A 19,920-nucleotide genomic window follows, 5' to 3' on the forward strand; every position below is an offset into this window, starting at 1 on the left:
GACATTGACGGCGTCGTGGATTCTCGGGACGCTGGATGGCGTGGGAATGGCGACGCAGATGAAAGGACGGCGGAGGCTTTTGGTGGCCTGCATTCACTCGTCGTAGTCCTCGTCGCCTAGGTTCCGATAGGAGGAGCATTGATCCGGGAACCGTTCGTTGAATCTTGTTCCAATGGCACACTTCGCGTCGGCGATGCTGCAGTTGGTCGCTTCACGAAGCAGACAAATGGCGGCAAGCACTTTACTGTGGGAGAGAAGCTCGTCGATTTGGTCGCTCAGCTCGGCAGGTATTGCGAACGGGGTCATGGAAGTGAGCGTTGGGAAATGAAGAAGCACGGAGCGAAGCAAGGTAGCGGAACGGCTGGGCCGTTCCGGCGGGGGCGGGGCTGGATTTGCGAGGCGATGGCTATTGGGCCATGGTGGCCGCACCCAGCCGGAAGGACGAAGTCCTTCCGCTACGAAGAGGAAAGAAAAAGCGCGGACGTTTCCGTCCGCGCTGTGTCGACAGAATGTCGACACCCCTTACTGGCCTTCGGCCTTTTTCTCGGGGTGGATGAGGACTTTTAGTGCGTGCTTCTGGCCGAGGTATTTGACGGCGATGTCGTGGAGTTCCTTGGCGGTGATGGAGGCGTAGTCGGCATCGCGGTTGCGGATGAGGTCGATGCGGGTGGGGTCTTCCTGCGACTGGGCGAGGACGGTGCCGAGCCAGTAGCTGTTGTCGCGCTTCATCTTCTCCATCGTGGCCTGCATGGGCTTGCGGGCGCGGTCGAGTTCGTCATCGGTGGTGCCGTTGCGGGCGAGCAGGTTGGCGATCTCGGTGGCGGTGTCGGCGAGCTTCTTGGTGTCCTCGGCCTTGCCGACGCACTCGGCGGCCATGTAGCCGTAGCCATCGAGGCCTTCGGAGCCGCTGGGGCCGGCATTCGGGCTGTAGGAAGCGCCGAGCTTCTCGCGGATCTCCTCGCGGAGGCGGTCGCTGAGGATCTCGCCGAGCAGGTTGAGGCGGCGGAAGAGCTTGGTGTTCCCGCGCAGGCCCTCGGTCTTCCAGATGACCATGGCGGTGCCTTGGGCGATCTTGCTGTCGTAGGTGAAGGTCTTCTCGGCGGCACCCTTCGGGAAGGTGATCTTGCGTGCGGCGGCGAGGTCGGGCTTCTTCTCGGTGCGGGCGGGCAGCGCGCCGAAGGTCTTGTACAAGAGAGGGAGCAGCGTGCTCTCGTCGTAGTCGCCGACGATGCTGAGCTCAAGGTAGTCCTTGGTGAGGGCGGGGGCGAGCCACTTGCGGACGTCATCGAGGGTGTAGCTGGCGAGCTTTGCCTCATCCGGCACGCCCCAGCGGGTGTCGGCTCCGTGGAGCCACGACTCCATCTCGGCCTGCGGGCCGGCGGGGGTGTGGCGGAGCTGTTGGAAGATCATCGGAATGGCCTTCTTGAACTGCGACAGCGCTTCCTCGCGATAGCCGGGGTCGGTGAGCTGGGCGCACATGAGCTGGAGCTGGAGTTCCAGATCCTCCGGCGTGGTCTTTCCGCCGAGGGTGAAGGCGTCGTCGCCGATTGCGAAGCTGGTGCCGACATTGCGGCCGGCGAGGATCTGCTGGAGATCATCCACCGAGTGCTTCCCGAGGCCGCCGGCGTCGAAGACGCTGCTGGCGAAGAAGTCCAGCCCCGGGGTGTCCTTCGGCTGGGTGAGCTTGCCGCTGCCGATGCGGGTGGTGAGGCGGATGGCTCCCTTTTCGAAATCGGTCTTCTTGAGGTTCACCCGCACGCCATTCGAGAGGACGAGCTGGGAGAAGCCGAGGTCCTCGACTTCCTTCCGCGACTTCAAGGTGCCTGCGGGGCCGAAGTCGGTGTAGCCGAAGGCCACCGCTGCCTTCTGCTCGGGGGCTTCGACGGGCTTGCTACGAGACTCCTCGTAGATGGCGAGCATGGTGGCGCGGGCATTGTCCGGCTCTTCCTTCGTGGTCAGCACGAGGTGCAGTCCCTGGTCCGCCCAGAACTCGCGGAAGGCCGCATGGCAGGTCTCCGCGGTGGCGGTATCCAGGCCTTTGAGCGCGATCTCCAGATCGGTCTCCGGCGTGGAGAAGACAGTGCCGTCATTGACCGAGCGGGCGATGCCGGTGGCGAGCGAGTCGGACTTGCGGGTCGGCTCGGTTTTCACGGCCTGCTGGTAGGCATTCAGGACGTTGGCCTTGGCCTCGGCGATCTCGGCATCGGTGAAGCCATATTCCAGCGCGCGGCGGAATTCCTGCTCCAGGATGGGCAGCGCCTCCTGCCAGCGATCGTCGGTGACGGTGACATCGAAGGAGCCGAGCTCGGCGTAGTTGAAGAGCTCGTCACGGCTGGCGCTGCCATTGGCGATGGCCGAGCCATCCTGCTTCGCGAGGCGCTCGAAGCGCCGGCCGATGGCGGTGTGGGCGAGGCCGAGCGGCAGCATGGAAAGCCGGCGGGTGGTGCTGTCCGGCACGCGGCTGAAGGGGCGCACGGAGACCAGCGAGAGATCGGTGGAGGCCACTTCCTTGTCCGAGAAGACGGCAGCCTGCAGGCCCTCGACCGGCTTGATCGGGCCGAGGTCGGGGTTCTTGCCGGGCTCGGTGGGATTTGTGAGGGAGGAGAAGCTGTCCTTGATGCGCTGCTCGATTTCATCCGGCTTCACATCGCCGACCACGACGAAGGTCATGCGCTCTGGCGTGTAGAAGCGGGTGTAGAGGTCCACGAACTTCTCGCGCGGGGCCTTCTGGATGACGTCCTCGGTGCCGATGGGGAAGCGCTTGGTGATCAGCGAGCCGGGCAGGAGCTCGGCGAACTGCTGCTCCATGAGGCGGTAGCCGACGGTGTCGCGGCTGGTCTTCTCGGAGAGGATCACGCCGCGCTCCTTGTCGATCTCGGCGGCATCGAGTTTCGCGCCATCGCCGAAGTCGCGCATGATGGTGAAGCCGAGCTTCATGAGCTCCTCGGAGGTCTCCGGGAGATCAAGCATGTAAACCGTTTCATCGAAGGAGGTGTAGGCATTCACGTGGGCACCGAAGGCGATGCCGAGGCGCTGCATCTTCGGGATGAGCTCCTCCGGGGTGAAATTCTTCGAGCCATTGAAGACCATGTGCTCCAGGAAGTGGGCGAGGCCGCGCTGGTCCTCCGCCTCCATGAGCGAGCCGGCGGAAATGTGCAGGCGCAGCGAGACGCGGCCCGGCGGCTCGGCATTCCGGTAGATGAGGTAGCGCATGCCATTCTCCAGCTTGCCGAAGCGGGCCTTCGGGTCGGCGGGGATGTCGCTCTGCTCCTGCGGCCAGGTTTTCGCGGCGGCCTCGGCGACCTGGGTGTCGGTCTTGACGGTGGTCGGCGGAGTCTCGGGCTCCGGCTTGGCGTCGCCTGCCGGCTTGGTGGAGTCGGCGGCGGACGCGGCCGGCGGGGCCGCGGGTGGGGGAGGCGGGGCTGGTTTCCGGATCAGGAAAATCGCCGCCACGGCGGCTAGGATCAGGCTGAGGATCAAGGGTGCCGGATTTCGCATGGATCGAAGCTGTGTTGGGCCTCCCATCCTTGGCAACGGCGAAAGCGGGGAAACCGGGGGCTGGCGGGCCGGAATTTTTTCGTAGAATCGGGATTGCAAAACCGTTTCCGTCGTGATGGTTTCGCGGCCCGCCGGTCCAAAGCCGGTGGGAAGCAGACAAAACGAAACGCGCGCGTGGCGGAATTGGTAGACGCGCTAGATTCAGGTTCTAGTGGGGGCAACCCCGTGGTGGTTCGAGTCCACTCGTGCGTATTGTTTTGAAACGGAACGAATCCCGAAGCTAAGAGGCTGCGGGATTTTTTTGTTAGGTCGGTGTGCCGGTGCCCTAATGGTGCACTTATTCGCCGACGGGCGTGGCGAGCGCAATCGAATGTCGCGCCGGGCGCAGTGTGGTTTGGAGGCAACTCCTTAGCTAGCCGTGCCTTGCTGCGCTGAGGGGATGGGCCGTCCTCGCCAAAATGGATGGATCACCTCGTCCTTCGAAGGTTGCTCTTATACTTGAGCGGCAGCGTGGGAGTCGCAGGTGTGGGATGGGGACTCGAACTTATTCCTGGGTTCGAATCCAAGGCCTCGAAATTTTTAGGATCAAACGGTTGCTGAAATCGGATTCCGTCGCCGGCCCGAATGTTGCCCGAATCACGGTTGTCGTGGTTAGTGGCAAGCGGCGTGGGGGGGCTCAAGGCTGGTCAGATAGCGCCTCTCCAACCTCGACCCTTTCGGTAATCCAAGTGTGGACGGCATGATGAACCAGAGAAACCGAAAAACCGTCTGCCGGCACACACCGGCAATCGTCATGATCTCAGCGACGCTTGATTGGTGAAGCGCGATGAGGCGCACGACGAGCAGGCGCTTGCGCGCCCAGTCGGCCTGGGGCTGTTGCCAAGCCTCTTCAATCCGGTCGACGAGTTCCTTTCCAAGGGCAGGTAGCTTCCGGGCCATCCGGAAGACTTCACCAAATCATCCCTTCATGGAAGTCTAAAAGCTAGGGGTCTTTGGTATTATTCGCCCGGAACCCTAGGATATTCAAGACTCGGCTACATCCCGCGATCGGGGGTAATTGTCTGGATTAGCTGCCTGGGCGTTTCGTTGCCCCCTTTTGTGGAATTAGGCGGCAGATTCTTTGGTATCCGCAAAATTAGCAGTTTTATGTTGTTTTGGTGACAAAAAGGCATATCCGGATCTTTGGAATCGTCGAAACCCAAGAATTTCGAGCCGTGTTTGGCTCGAAAGTGACATCGATGGTTAGCATCTGATTTTGCTGCCTCATGAAAACCTGTCGTAACCTCTTTATCCTCAGTGGTATCACGCTGAGCATTATCACCGGCTTTATCCTGTGGCCGCAGTTGGACATCCCGATTCAAACGGCGGCTCGGTCGGCGCCCGGTGGACAAAACCGTGAGATTAAGCGCCTCCAGAGATTTTCCGCGGTGGATACCGGGACGGCCGAGGTCGCTGGGGAGGCGCAACCGTTCTCCGCAACCGCGATAGCGCTGGAGCCCTTGCCCGTGCCAGATTTTGCAACGATCGATGCTTTCGACGGCTGGGTGGCCCGGTGGAAAGAAGCGACGCCCGGAGAGCGTGCGGCGATGACAGTTGAGGGAGCGCGGCTTGCCGCCGCACGCCGGCCGCAGTTCAAGGTGTTGATCGAGGTGGATCCGCGGCTGGCGTTGGAAAGGGCAGTACCACGCGTGGTGAGGCAGGATTTGCCGGAGGAAATCGTCGTCCAGTTGGAGGAGCCGGTGTCTGCCAAAGGTGATTTCAGCGTTTATGGCGGACGGCCGGCGCCGGGGACCCGGTATCGGGCCGACCAGCTCACGCTTCGCTATTTCGAGGCCGGGGGCGTCAACTTCAAGGCCCGTGTTTTCGGGGCCATCAAGAATCTCGGCTCACGTCCTGGAGTCCCCCTTCAAGGCGTTGCGATCGACCGTGAAATGGCGGTCGCCGAGAACGCCGTCCGTCGGCTCGAATCCGGCGAACGCATCCCCGCGGGCACGGTGGTGGAAGAAACCTGTCCGATCTCCGGCGAGACCAGCGCATCCGTCTCCGCTGGCGAGGAGGTCACCACGGAAGCGCCCGTCGTCGAGGTTGCCGGCCGGGTGCTGACATTCTGCGAAGACCCTCACGCCGCCGTGTTGGAAGAACAGTTCCGCAGTTGGCTGGAGGCCAGCGGTACCGGCGGTGCGGGCTTCTTCACCGATAATTTTCCCGGCACTGCTGCGCGGGCGATCGGCAACCTCCGCTGCCTCTACATCCGCGCGACCTATCAGGACCAGGTGGCAGCGCCGAACACCGAGGAGGAGGCTTACAACGACATGCGGAACAGTGCGCGCTTCTTCCTGGAAAACTCTTACGGCAAGCTGACCACCACCACCACGGTCACCTCGTTGGTCACGCTCCCGCAGACAATGGCGTGGTACAAGGCGAAGGATGCCGAGGTGGACGGCCTGGGCCTGGTCCACACGGACTCGCGGAACGCGGCACGCGCGCTTGGCTACGATTCCGATTTCTACGACTGCATCATCGTCCGTATCAATGGCGGGCCGCGCCTCGAAGGGTATTCGTGGGGCGGAGGCACGCCGGCCAACCGCGTGTGGATCACCTGGGGCGGCATGGATGTGATCAACCACGAGGCCGGGCATGCGTTTGGACGCAGCCACGCCAGGTTCTGGCAGACCGACGACGGAACTGGCTATGGCAACGGGACCAGCCAGGACTACGGGAATCCCTTCGACATCATGGGGGGCAGCGAGGGCTTCACCGCGCACTACAACACCATCAGCAAACGCGCTCTCGGCTGGCTCCCGCCCGAGTACATTCACGAGCCGAAGACCAGCGGCACCTATCGCCTCCACGCGTACGACCAGCCGCGGCTTGAAGAAGGAAAGCGCTACGCCCTGACGGTCGCTAAGGACAGCTTCCGCAAATACAATCTCGAGTATCATCCGGCCCGCGGCGGCCTGCTCACGGATTCCGCGCTGGTCCTCTACGACGGCGCGAGCGGCAACAACGCGGGTGACCTGCTCGATACCACGCCCGACACGCCCTATGTGGTCGGCGACAATGCCGGCAAGCTCGACGCCAGCATCGCTCTCGGCCGCACCTTCTCCGATCTGGAGGCGGACATGCATTTCACCGTGGTCGCGAGCAACGCAACCACGCCCTCATCGATCGATGTCGTGTATTTACGCGGGCCCTTTCCCGGCAACAGCGCGCCGGCGCTGGCTTTGAACACCACCGCCACCAACATCGCGGTCAACGGCAGCGTCACATTCACCGCGGTCGCGAATGATGCGGATGGCGACATGCTTGCCTACCATTGGGAGTTCGACGACGGCGTCAGCGCCGCGAACAGCAGCCAGATCACGCGCACCTTCGCCGCCGCGGCCCAGGTCACGGCCATGGTCACCGTTTCGGATATGAAAGGCGGCACCACCCGCCGGCACATGGTCATCAATGTCGGCGCCCATGGCAGGCAGACGGTTACCGGTAATATCACGCTGGCCGGTCAGCCGATGGCGAATGTCCGCGTCTCGATCACCAGCGGCAAGTTCGCCTACACCGATGCCGCCGGCAACTACGCGCTGGCCGGCGTGACCACCGGCAACCAGACGCTCACCGCGAAGTTCAACGGCCACACGCTGACGCCATCCGCCTTCGCGAATCCGCTCAACGTCGTCGCGGGCAACAACACCGCGAACTGGACCGCGGCTGCCAGTTCGGTCTTCGTCACGCTCGCCACGACCGCGGACGCGACTGAAGGCGGCGCGAACGGCACTTTCACGCTGACCCGCAGCGGCAGTACCGCCGCCGCCTTGGTCGTCCGCGTCTCGCCGGCGGGGGGAACCGCGGCGAAGCCCGCCGACTACGGCTTCGCGCCGGATTACACGAACGACGGCAACTATCGTACTTTCACCATTCCCGCCGGCCAAGCGTCGCTCGCCATCGCCGTGGCCGCGGTCAATGACGCGGCCCAGGAAGGGCCGGAAACGATCTCGCTCCAGCTCGCGTCGAACGGCAGCTACCTGTTGAACTCCGCGAGTTCCGCGGTGATGACCGTCAATGACAACGACACGGCGCTGCCGCAGGTCGCCGTGATCTCGAACGATCCCTACGCCACCGAGTTTCCCGCCGATACCGGCAGCTTCACCTTCACCCGTACCGGCTCCACCGCGGCGGCCTTGAACTTGGCCATGGGCTGGACCGGCACCGCGACCAGTGCTGCCGATTACGCCGCGCTGCCGGCGGTCGTTGCCATCCCAGCCGGCCAAGCGTCCTTCACGCTGGCTGTCGTCCCGCTGAATGACGTGGCGATCGAAGCGCCGGAAACCATCATCGCTACCATCAGCACCAACGCCGCCTACGTGCGCGATACCGCCCGCACCTCCGCCACGGTCACGCTTTCTGACGATGACGCGGCAGTGGTCACGGTCTCCGTTCCTGATGCCGCCGCTTCCGAGGCGGGTCCGGACTCCGGGTTGTTCCTGATCCACCGCAGTGGCAGCACGGTCGCTCCGTTGAAAGTGTATTACGGCGTTCACGGCACCGCGCACCACGGCACCGACTACGGCGCTTTGAATGGCGAGGTAATCATCCCCGCCGGCGCCAGCAGCGCCCCGGTGGTCATCGCGCCCAATGACGACGCGCACGCGGAACCCTCGGAATCGGTGATTCTGGCGGTGACCACCTTCAACAACGGCTACAGCCTCGGCCCGGTCTTCCAAGGCACACTGGCCATCTCCGACAATGCCGACCTGCCGGTGGTCAGCGTCCGCGTCGGTACGGTAGGGGTGGAGGGAGGTGTCAATCCGACCGTTACCTTTCGCGCCGTCGGCCGTGGCGCGGGAAATGTCGTCGTCAACTATGCCGTCAGCGGCACGGCGACTTCGGGAACGGATTTCCCCGCCTTGGCGGGAAGTGTTTCGATTCCCGTCAACGGGCCCAATGACGTGGCCGTCACCATCCCGATCACCAACGACGCGGTCGCCGAGCCGAGCGAGACCGTGGTGATCACCCTCACCCCGGGGGCTGCTTACCGGATCTACAATGACGCGTCCGCTGAGGCGATCATCCACGACAACGACAGTGGCGAGCGCGTGACGGTCTCGACTTGGAACCAGACGCCAGCCGAGTCCGGCGCCGTTCAGGGCAGCTACTATTTCTCCCGTACCGGCACGGCCGGAAATCTCACCGTGAACTACGCCACCGCGGGCACGGCGATCAACGGCACCGATTACGCGAATCTCACAGGCAGCGTGATCATTCCCGACGGCCAGAGCGGCGTGGACGTCGCGATGGTGCCGACCGATGACAACGCGTCCGAAGGGACTGAAACGGTGACCTTGACGGTGCTCGCCGGCGCCGGCTATGGCGCGGGCCGCCCGGCTTCCGCCACCTACGAAATCATCGACAGCGAAAGTCCGGCCCTCACCGTCGGCTTCCAGGCCGCACGCATGGACGTCAGCGAGACCGATGCCGCAGGTGAGTACCGCGATATCCCGGTGACGCTTTCCGCCGCTTCCGCCGACATCGTGACCGTACAATATGCTGCGGGCGCGGGAAGCGCTTCCGGCGACGACGTCGATTGGTCATTCGTCACGCCCGGAAATGTCCCGATCTCCAGCGGCACCCTGACCTTCGCGCCCGGAGTCACCGCGGGGAACATCCGCGTCCGGGTCAAGAACGACGGCTTGAGAGAGCCGGTGGAAACCGTCGCGCTGGTGCTCCGCGCGCCGCGTTTCGCCTCGCTCGGCAATGCCCGGCAGACGCTGCTGGTTTTCGATGATGAACCCTCCGCAGTGGTGTTGGAGGAGCGCTGGAACGGTGCCGCGGTTTACACCAACCAGTCGTGGAATGCCGCCACGCCGAACTACTTCGGCACGCTCTCGTCCCTCACTCCGGCAACGGATGTCGCGAGTGACTACTCGCGTCGGCTGATTGGCCAGATCGTCGCCCCGGTGACCGGCAACTACCAGTTCTGGATCGCGTCCGACGATGCCTCGCGCCTTTACCTGAGCACGACGTCTCTGGCGGCGAACAGGGTGCAGATCGCCAGTGTCGCCAACTGGACCAACTTCCAAGAGTGGACCAAGTATGTTTCGCAGGTTTCCGTTAATATCCCGCTGGTCGCGGGGCAGTCCTACTACGTGGAAGTCCAACATCAGGAAGGCGGCGGCACCGACCACGTTTCCGTGGCTTGGCAGGGGCCGGGATTCGCCCGCACGCCGGTCACCTTCGCCACACCGGAAAGCGCCATGCCGCGTTTTGTCCGGCTTGCCGCCGCGGCGACCAGCCGCAGCGAGGCGGAAGGTGGCGAGCCCTTGCTGATGGCGATGCTGGACCGGCCGGCCGGGAGTACGCCGGTCACCGTGGATTTCACTGTTGGCGGTACCGCGACCGCGGGCAGCGACTTCACGCTGGCCCCCGGCACGCTGGTCTTCGCCGCGGGCGAGCAAGTAAAGCACTTGCCGCTTGCGATCCTCGCAGACTCGTCCGGCGAAGCCCCGGAGGCCATCGTTGTTTCGTTGGCCAATCCGACCGGAGCCTCGCTCACGTCGCCGGCGACCCATGTCGTCACCGTGCTCGACGCCGAAGCGCCGGCGGTGGGGACGCAGTACGTCACGGCGAGTTCCTCGATGGGTGCCGGCACGGTGGTCGCCACCGCGGGCGCGACCCCTGCCGCGGGCCGCATGGTCACGGGCTGGTCCATCGTCGCCGGAAATACCGGAGGCGCTTTCGCCATCAACGCGGCGGGTCAGATTTCACTGGCCCTTCCCGCCGCGCTGCCAAATCCCGGCGGCGTCGTGCTCGTGGTCCGCGCCATCGACGACGCGGGCTCGCCGGGCGACGGCCTCGTCCACATCGCGTGCAATGCCGCGCAAGGCGTGGTTGAACAGCGTTGGAACGGCCGATCCGTCTTTGACTTCGAAATGTGGGACGGCACGCCTTCCTTTTCCGGCGCGCTCGCCACGTTCACCAGCGGCCTAGGGGTCGCAGACAACTACTCGCGCCGCCTCACCGGCTATCTCAAGCCGGAGGTCAGCGGGGATTACACTTTCTGGGTGGCCGGTGACGACGACTGCCGCCTCAACCTCAGCAGCGATTCCTCGCCGCTGAACAAGTCCAGGATCTGCGGTGTCAGCGGCTCCACGAACTTTCAGAGTTGGGATCTCCAAACCGGCCAGAAATCCGGGGTCATCACGCTGCAGGCAGGCAAGGTGTACTGGCTCGAAGCCCATCAGAGGGAAGGCGGCGGCGGCGACCATGTCTCGGTCGCGTGGCAAGGCCCGGGCATCGCCCGTCAGGCGATTCCCGCCGCGGTGATCTTCCCGAACGTCGCGGGTCTGGATTTCGACAGCCCGCCGCGGCCGCCCACCATCGTGCTCACCTCGCCCGCCAGCGGCGCGGCATTCGAAACGGTGGACGACATCGCCCTGACCGCGAACATCGCCGGCGGGTCGCCCGCCGTCACCGCCGTCGAATTCTACCGCGGCTCCACTTTGATCGGATCCGACGCCAGCGCGCCTTACGCCGTGACGTGGACAAACCCGATCGCGGGAAATCACGCGCTCACTGCCAAGGCAATCTTCAGCGGTGGCGGCGCGAGCTCGTCCGCGGCCACGGTTACCGTCACCAACTCCGATCCCGCTGCCGACCCGGATGGCGATGGCTTCACGACCGGCTTGGAACTCGCGCTCGGAACGGATCCGCAAAGTTCCGCGTCCCAGCCGCCGGCGATCTACGCGGCTCTTCGCGCGTGGTGGAAATTCAACGAAAGCGACGGCACCCTGGCCGACGACTCCACCGGCCGGCCTCAGGATGGTGTTGTTACTGGCGCGACGTGGAACCCCGGAATTACGGGGAATGCCCTTGCTTTCAACGGGGTGGACGACGGTGTCCTGATGGGCTCCGCGCCGGCCCTCACCGGCCCCGGCGACTTCACCGTCTCCGCTTGGGTCAATGTCGCCCCAGGCTCCAGCGGCGGCACCATCATCCAGCAGCGCGAGCCCGGCGGCAGCGGATACCTGGGGCAATACGCGCTCAACGTGAACCCCGCCGGCACCGTCAGCTTCTATGTTTACGGTGCTTCCGGCTACCAGTTCAACCTGATCACCGTGGGCACCATCAAGGACGATAGGTGGCACTTGATCTCGGGCAGTCGCCAGGGCGTCAACGGGGCGATCCACATCGACGGCATCTCCGCCGCCACCGGTTCCGCCAGCGCCACGCTGATGCCACTGGAATCCCATGCCGTGTCCGTGGGCTACGACAATCGCGACAACAACAAACGCTTCAACGGCGTGATCGACGATGTGAAGATCCACGAACGGATTCTTTCGGCCGGCGAGCTCAAGGCCGCGCGCGATGCGCTCGTGCCGAACAGCGCCCCGGTTTTTACCGCCGCTTCACCCAGCGCCAACGCGACGGAAGACATTGCCTTCATCGGTCAGCTTGCGGCGACCGACGTGGACTTCGGAGATTCGTTGACCTATTCGAAGATCGCCGGTGCTGCTTGGCTCCAGATCGCCCAGAATGGCGGTCTCTCCGGCACGCCCGACAACAGCCATGTCGGCCCGAACAACGCCACGGTCCGCGTCACGGATGCCGCGGGGCTTTTCTCGGACGCGACGCTGACCGTCACCGTGGCAAACGTGAACGACCTGCCCCTCGCGAGCGATGACGGCAGCGCCGGCACACCCTTCGTGACGATAGCGGAAGACGCCACCTCGTCGCCGATCGCGGTGCTCGCCAACGACAGCGACGTGGACCTCGACCCGCTCACCGTGACCGCGGCGAGCTCACCGGATGGCGCCGTCGCGATCAACTCGGGCACCACGCTGAGCTTCACCCCCGCGGCCAACTTCAATGGCCCCACCATGATCGCCTACACGATCTCCGACGGCCAGGGCGGGACGGCCAACGCGACTGTCTTCATGTCGGTCACTCCGGTGAACGATCTGCCGACAATCACTGCGGTCGCCAATCAAACTACCAACGAGGACACGGCCACGTCCGCGATTGCCTTTACGATTGACGATGTGGAAACGGCTCCCGCATCCCTCACCGTCACACGCGCCACCTCCAACACCACGCTGCTACCATTGGCGAACGTGGTGCTCGGTGGCAGCGGCTCGAGCCGCACGGTCACTCTCACTCCGGCAGCCAACCAGACCGGTGCTTCGACCATCACGCTCACGTTGAGCGACGGGGCAAGCAGCGCGAACCGCAGCTTCGTCGTCACAGTGAACCCGGTGAACGACCAGCCGCTGGCGGTTCAGGATGGCAGCGCCGGCTCACCCTTCGTGACAATCGCGGAAGACATCACCTCGTCGCCCATTGCGGTGCTCGCCAACGACAGTGACGTGGATCTCGATCCGCTCACCGTGACCGCCGCGAGCTCACCCGATGGTGCCGTCGCGATCAACTCGGGAACCACGCTGAGCTTCACCCCCGCGACCAACTTTAATGGTCCCACCACGATTGACTACACGATCTCCGACGGCCAGGGCGGTACCAGCAGCGCGACCGTCCACGTCTCGGTCACCCCGGTGAACGACCTCCCGGTCATCGGCACGGTGACCGCCGATGAGCAAGCGATCTCCGGGGATGCCTATGACTCCTCTTTTGCGGTCGTCTCCGATGCCGATGGCGACATTGTGAGTTTCACCAAAACCTCCGGCCCGGCGTGGCTGGTCGTTAGTTCGCAAGGGGGAGCATTGTCGGGCAGTCCCGCTGAAGCCGATGAAGGGACGTCGATTGTGGTCGTCCGCGCCACGGATCCCGGGGGCGCGTGGGCCGAGGCGAGCTTCGACCTCACGGTCATCGTCCGCCGCAGCCTCGCGGTCAATTTCTGGAATACGGCCGTTGCCACCACCGGGGTCGCGATCGGACAGAATACTAATGCGCTGAACACGGCCGTCGCCGTTAGCGGGCCTGTTGTGTGGAATAACCAAGCGATCAACGACGCGGGCAACGGGGCTCTGGCGAACGGACGCGGCACCGGCACCTACTCGGGCGTCACGGTGAATTCGTTCTCGTCCGTCCCATACCAGCAGGGATCGTCATCGCTCGCGGGTAACGATGCCTCTCAGGCGGTCTTCCGCTACTACCTGGACGACAGCGACGGTGAGGGAAGCTATGCAGGCGGAGATTCGACCGGCGCGTCGATCCACCTGACCGGGCTCGGCCAGTTCCTCGACGCGAATGCGGCAACCACCTACACCCTGACGCTGCTTTTCAATGCCGACACCACCAGCACAACGGCACCCTTCCGCACGGCGACCGTCCGCAGCGGGGTGCCTGCCGCGCCATCGGCGGGTGCGATCGGCAACTTGAGCTTCCTCGGCACCATCGCGCCGACGCTGCTCGGCGATGGCAAGCAACCGCTACCGGCCGTGGGCACAAGCACCACCGGCAAGCGTGGCTGGGGAAGGCTGACCGGACTCAGCGCCGGCAGCATCACCATCGCGATACCGGCCCGCTCCGGGTCCACGCGGGGCTCCGTCTCCGGCTTCATCCTGACGCCCACCGGCGGCTCGCTGCCGCTCACCCAGGACGGCTATCTCCAGTGGGCCGCCACGCGATTTGGCGAAGCGGCCGGCGATCCGGATACCGGTGGCGAAGAGGCCGATCCGAATGGCGATGGCGTGGCCAACCTGCTCGCCTACGCCATGGGCATCGACCCGCTCGGGACAGTTGCACCGGGCGCGACGGCGGCGCAACGCGGACGCATCGAACTCGGGAAGGGAAGCGGAACCTTCCACTTCGACTATCAACGCGACATGAACGCAACCGGAGTCAACCTTGCGATCGAGCAAAGCGCCGACCTCGCCGAAACCACTGCGTGGGTGCCGGCCGAAGTGGTGGAAGAAATCCTCTCGGAGGCAGTCGGCATCCGCACGATCCGCGCGACCTACACGCCGACTTCAGGAGACACCCTCCGATTCTTCCGGCTCCGTGCAAGCCGTTGAAATGGCCCCGAGAACCAACTCTGACTTTTAAACCCGATTGCCCGTGAAAACGTCTTCCTTCCGCACTCTGGCTCCGGCGCTCGCCTTGTCGCTCGCCGTGATCCCGGGCACATCCGCCGCCCCGGCGGGTCAGCTCCATCATTGGAACTTCGACGAGGGTCCCGACTGGCACGACAGCGCCTTCCAGTCCGTTCACGCGGGCACCACGGCCTACGACAGCCAGGGCGTCGCGCACGCCACCTTGCAAAACATGGTCGCGGCCAACCGGGTATCCGGCCGCCAGTTCACCGGGCTCGAGTTCAACGGGACCAACCAGTATCTGTCCGTCACGGGTGGGCTTGCCACCGGTCTTGGAGGGTCCGCCACGCTTTCTTTCTTCCTTCGCACCAGCCAGACCGGAACCGCCACCGCAGCCACGGCACCCGGGGTCACCGGCGTGGCGGGCTCAGGCGGGGCGCAGTGGGGTTGGCTCGATGATGCCGGCCGCATCGGCTTGTCGCTCGACAACACCCTCGTGGCCCGCTCGTCCGTGGCGGTCAACGATGGCAAGTGGCACCACGTCGTCATCTCGCGCGATGCCTCCACCGGCCTCGTCCAGATCTACGTGGATGGCACCCTATCCGCCTCCGCCACCGGCCCGACCGGCGCTCGCTCCAATACCTTCGCCAGTCTCGGCCGGATCGAGGGTGCGGGCTATTTCGCCGGTCGTCTCGACCAGGTCACCGTCTTCAACCGCGCCATCACCGCCGGCGAGGTGGCGACCCAGCGGAGCAACCATGCCCCGAAGTCCTGGGACATCAGTTCGGACGGCGTCAACGACCGCCCCTTCACCACGCCGAGCGTCCTGTTCCGCGCGTTCGATCCGGAGCGCGACGTTCTTTCCGTCAAAAGCTGGACCGCTCCGGCGCACGGCGCGGTCGCCCACAATGGTGACGGATCTTTCACTTTCACTCCCGTCGCGGGCTACGTTGGAAGCGACTCCTTCGAGGTCACCATCGAGGACGGCCAAGGCGGTTTTCACCGTTCCAAGATCACCTTGAGAATCATCACCGAACCGGTGAGCGACACCAATCTCCCGGTCATCCAGTTCAGCAATTTCGCGGCACTCCAGGCCGGCGGCGCGGACATTTCCCACAGCGGCATGCGCGTCCCCCGCGCGGTGGATTGGAATGTCGATGGTAGGAAGGACATCCTGATCGGCGCGGGGGGCTACGTCTGGCGCTACCTCAACACCGGCACCGTCGCAGCACCCGCCTTTTCCGCGGGGGTCAAGGTTCAGGCGAACGGCGCGGATATCTACTCCGGAACCACGTCCAACAGCCCGATCACGCTGGCCGACATGACCGGCGACGGCGTTGCCGATCTCGTCATGGCGGACTCCACCTCCAAGCTCCGCCTTTACCGCAACACCGCCGCTGCCGGGGCCAGCCCGGTCTATGCCGCAGCCACGGTCATCAAGAGGGCGGACGGAGCCACCGACTTTGTCCTCCCTGACAAGCGCTTCGACCTCGGCGATTGGAACGCCGACGGCAAGTCCGACCTCATCGTCGGTACCTTCGGTGGCGACGTGAGGATTTATTTAAACACGAACACCGCCGCCGCCCCGCGGTTCGAGACCGCCACCGTCCTCTTCAGCGAGTCCTACAATGCCTACCCGCGCTTCTGCGACCTCGGCCTCAACGGCCAGACCGACCTCGTCCGCGGCATCAACTGGGGTAATGTGAAATTCTGGCCCGATGTCCCGGCGAAGGGCCTTTCCGGCACCCAGTATCTCTCGATCAAGGACTCCACCGGAACGGTACCCGCGTTCCCAAGTCTCACTGATGGCGTCATCCCCGACTTCGCGGATTTCAACGGCGACGGCAAGACCGACATCGTCATTGGCGGCCATGCTTCCAACAAGCTCTACCTCGCCTACGGGACCCGCAAAAGCGCCGCGCAAAGCATCGCGGAGATCGAAGCCATCTACGACGCAAACCTTGCCAATCTCGGCGCGGCCCTGAGTGCCAACGGCGACGCCCTGCTCGGCCAGGTGAACGACGCCAACCTCAATCTGATCAATCACCTGAGGAGCGGTAGCCTCGGCACCCGCGAGGCCTTTTCCACCGCTTTCGCTGCCCACATCAACAAGTATCCTTTCCTCAATTATCAGCAACTCGACACCGCGATCTACCACCACGTTCCGAGCATCGTCGCGCAAAATTGGATTATGCTCGCCCATGCCCTCCCCGACACATCCGCCCGCCGCATAGGCGTGGCGGACATCATGGGCCTCACCGGCACCGCCCGCCAGATCTACCTCGAGAACGGCCTGGCGATCGGCGACAACGCGAAGTCCAACCCCGCTGCCTATGGCACCATCCGGGACTTCATGCGCCGCTACCCTCGCGAGGCGTTCCCCGACGCCATCCTCACGATCGACCAATTCTACGGTGACCAGCCGGGCGGCTTTGTCTGGACGCCGAACAGCGCCAAAAACACCTTCGGCCAATGGGCTCTTGGAAACGCCAACGAATGGGACGGCGACCTCACCACGGCCATTGAGAGCACGCTCGGAACCGGCTCCGCCAGTGGCGATTATTTCACCTTCGTGATGGGCCACGAGGTGGTCCACTCCCTTGACAACTACGTCACCACCCGTACCAACGCCGACCTCCGCCGCCGCTGGGGACAGTGGATGGTTCACGCCGCCGGGCCCGACGTCCGCGCCGGTGCCGATGGTTGGTTCAGTCAATCCGCCACCCAGGCGAACTTCCAGACCGCGGGATTCTACACACCCGCCACCCAGACGTGGATCCAAGCGTGGGACGCCTACTGGGCGACCGGACCTGGAGCCCTCTTCAACGATCTTTCCACCATGAGGATCGACATCAAGTTCTTCCTCGACGCGCCGCAAGAGTCCCTCGCCAGCCAGGCCAACCACCATTTCGCCAACGGCCCGGGCCGCATCATCGGCGCGCTTGACCGTTTCCGCCGCGCGGAAGCCCAGGGCATCGAACCGATGAAAGCCAACATGACCGAGGTCGTGGACTTCATCGACTTCATTTCCTCCGGCATGAACCGGGTGAACCTGGTGGAAACCAAGAACCCGGCAGGCACCGTCGTTTACTACGACCACCTCGCGGAGCTCGAGCGGGACGACAACGGCCGCATCACGCGCATCGCCGTGGATGGCCGGAGCTATCAACTCACGCTCTCGCCGACCGGCATCGTGACTCAGGTGGCTAGCACCGCCTACGATCCCGGCTTGCGTGCCTGGTGGAAGTTCGACGAAGGCACCGGCACCGTGGCCGACGACTCCACCGGCCGCCCGCAGGACGGCGCGGTCACCGGCGCGACCTGGACCGCCGGGATCGCGGGAAATGCCCTCGCTTTCAACGGCGTGGACAACGGTGTCCTGATGGGTACCGCGCCGGCGATCACCGGGACCGGCGATTTCACCGTCTCCGCATGGGTCAAGCTCGCTCCGGGCTCCAGCGGCGGCACCATCATCCAGCAGCGCGAGCCGGGAGCGGCCGGCTATCAGGGCGAATACATGCTGAACGTGAAAGCAGACGGGAAAGTCGAGTTCTTCGTTTACGGAACCTCGGCCTACCAGTTCAACCTCACCACCACCACCGCCATCAACGACAACCTGTGGCACCTCGTCTCCGGCGTCCGTTCAGGCTCCGGCGGCACGGTGTTCATCGATGGAATTTCCGCCGCCACGGGCTCCGGCCCCGTGCAGCTGCTGAACTCCCTAGCGGTGTCCGTCGGCTATGACTACCGCGACAACAACAAGCGCTTCAACGGACTGATCGACGATGTCCGCATCTATGAACGCGCCCTGAGTGCCGCCGAACTCGACGCCCTTCACGACAGTTTAAATCGCGCGCCGGTCTTCGATCCGGTGGCGGTGGCCGCTTTCCAGGCCGCCGAGGGCGAGGCGATCGCGGGCGAGGCCTACGACGCTACCTTTTCCGGCACCGCCTTTGATCCTGATGGCGACAGCCTGACCTTCACCAAGCAAGCCGGCCCCGCGTGGCTAACGGTCGGCGCGAACGGCGTCCTGTCGGGCACTCCGGCCGCCGCGGACGAGGGGAGCCAGTCCGTCACGATCCGCGCCACGGACCCTGCCGGCGCGTCGGCTTCCGCGGTCTTCGACCTCACGGTCATCGTCCGCCGCAGCCTCGCGGTGAACTTCTCGAACTCCTCAGCCGCCAGCACCGGGGTGCAGGCCACGGAGAATACCAACGCGCTGAACACCGCCGTCGCCGTCGCCGGACCCGTGGTTTGGAACAATCAGCCGATCAACGACTCGGGCAACGGCGCTCTTTCGAACGGCCGCGGCACCGGCACCTACTCCGGCGTCACGGTGAATTCCTTCTCCTCCGCTCCCGCGCAGATCGGCTCCGAAAGCCTTTCCGGCAGCGATGCCTCGCAGCGGGTGTTCCGCTATTTCCTGAACGACGGCGAAGGCGGTTCCAGCTACTTCAATGGCGACAGCGTGGGTGCCTCGATCCACCTCACCGGGCTCGCACAATTCCTCACCGCGAACCGGGCGACGACCTACACGCTGACGCTGCTTTTCAATGCCGACAGCACCAGCACCACCGCACCTTTCCGCACCGCGACCGTTCGTAGCGGGGTGCCAGCCGCGCCATCGGTGAATGCCATCGGCAACCTCAGCTTTCTCGGCACGATCGCCCCGACGCTGCTCGGCGATGGCAAGCAACCGCTGCCCGCCGTTGGTAACAGCACCACCGGCAAGCGCGGCTGGGGCCGGCTGACCGGACTCAGCGCCGGCAACATTACCATCGCCGTGCCGATCCGCTCCGGAAGCGCCCGCGGCTCCATCTCCGGCTTCATCCTCACGCCCACCAGCGGTCCGCTGCCGCTCATCCAGGACGGCTATCTCCAGTGGGCCGACACCCGCTTCGGCAGCGCGTCGGAAGATCCGGAGACCGCCGGTGAAAGCGCCGATCCGAACGGCGACGGCGTGCCGAACCTGCTCGCCTACGCCATGGGCATCGATCCGCTCGCGCCGCCCGCCCCCGGAGCCACCGCCGCGCAGCGCGGACGCATCGAACTCGCGAAAGGAAGCGGCACCTTCCACTTCGACTACCAGCGAGATACGACCACGACCGGCGTCGGTCTCGTCATCGAAGACAGTACCGACCTCGGCGACACCAGCGAGTGGGCACCGGCCGACGTGGTGGAAGAAGTCCTTTCCGACGAAGCCGGCATCCAAACCCTCCGTGCGACCTTCACACCGCCTCCGGGTGACGCCCGCCGGTTCTTCCGGCTGCGCGTCTCACGCTGAGCCCGGCGCGGCTGCGATGTCGATTGCTCGGCACCGCAGTCAGCAGCGGCATCCAAAGAGTTACGAGAAGCACGACTTGGTCGTCAGATTCCGATGGGATGATGCTATTTCAGCATGGTCGGCCCCGCCCTGAATTCTATCGACATTCCTTTC

General features: G+C 64.6%; 5 protein-coding genes and 1 tRNA gene. 3 read left to right on the forward strand and 3 right to left on the reverse strand.

Annotation, left to right across the window (positions count from 1 at the left end; all coding sequences use genetic code 11):
* Positions 1-93: 93 nt before the first annotated feature.
* Together OKA05_RS20735 and OKA05_RS20740 are read right to left on the reverse strand one after the other, a co-directional pair.
* Positions 94-306, reverse strand: coding sequence for a hypothetical protein (locus tag OKA05_RS20735; protein WP_264489107.1), 213 nt, complete (start codon positions 304-306; stop codon positions 94-96).
* 216 nt (positions 307-522) lie between these two features.
* Positions 523-3,498 carry a M16 family metallopeptidase gene (locus tag OKA05_RS20740; protein WP_264489108.1) on the reverse strand — a complete coding sequence of 992 codons (2,976 nt, stop codon included), beginning with the start codon at positions 3,496-3,498 and terminating at the stop codon, positions 523-525.
* A gap of 168 nt (positions 3,499-3,666) precedes the next feature.
* Here OKA05_RS20740 and OKA05_RS20745 point away from each other — a divergent pair.
* Positions 3,667-3,750: transfer RNA gene (locus tag OKA05_RS20745), tRNA-Leu, on the forward strand.
* Between the two features lie 399 nt (positions 3,751-4,149).
* Here the strand turns inward: OKA05_RS20745 and OKA05_RS20750 are convergent.
* Positions 4,150-4,437 (reverse strand): hypothetical protein, encoded by a 288-nt coding sequence (locus OKA05_RS20750; RefSeq protein WP_264489109.1) that lies wholly within the window; start codon positions 4,435-4,437, stop codon positions 4,150-4,152.
* A 326-nt stretch (positions 4,438-4,763) separates the two neighbouring features.
* On the opposite strand from OKA05_RS20750, the gene OKA05_RS20755 reads away from it, so the two are divergent.
* Together OKA05_RS20755 and OKA05_RS20760 are read left to right on the forward strand one after the other, a co-directional pair.
* Entirely contained in the window at positions 4,764-14,465 is a 9,702-nt protein-coding gene (locus tag OKA05_RS20755; RefSeq protein WP_264489110.1) for a tandem-95 repeat protein, read from the forward strand.
* A gap of 43 nt (positions 14,466-14,508) precedes the next feature.
* On the forward strand, positions 14,509-19,767 hold the full coding sequence (locus OKA05_RS20760; RefSeq protein WP_264489111.1) for a LamG-like jellyroll fold domain-containing protein: 5,259 nt from the start codon (positions 14,509-14,511) through the stop codon (positions 19,765-19,767).
* Positions 19,768-19,920: the final 153 nt, after the last annotated feature.

This window comes from Luteolibacter arcticus, from assembly GCF_025950235.1.
GTDB classification, from domain to species: Bacteria; Verrucomicrobiota; Verrucomicrobiia; order Verrucomicrobiales; family Akkermansiaceae; genus Haloferula; species Haloferula arctica.

Bases quoted from the DNA above. Each gene is read 5' to 3' on its own strand.
- OKA05_RS20755 (WP_264489110.1), top strand. From the start codon at position 4,764: ATGAAAACCTGTCGTAACCTCTTTATCCTCAGTGGTATCACGCTGAGC.
- OKA05_RS20735 (WP_264489107.1), bottom strand. From the start codon at position 306: ATGACCCCGTTCGCAATACCTGCCGAGCTGAGCGACCAAATCGACGAG.
- OKA05_RS20750 (WP_264489109.1), bottom strand. From the start codon at position 4,437: ATGGCCCGGAAGCTACCTGCCCTTGGAAAGGAACTCGTCGACCGGATT.
- OKA05_RS20740 (WP_264489108.1), bottom strand. From the start codon at position 3,498: ATGCGAAATCCGGCACCCTTGATCCTCAGCCTGATCCTAGCCGCCGTG.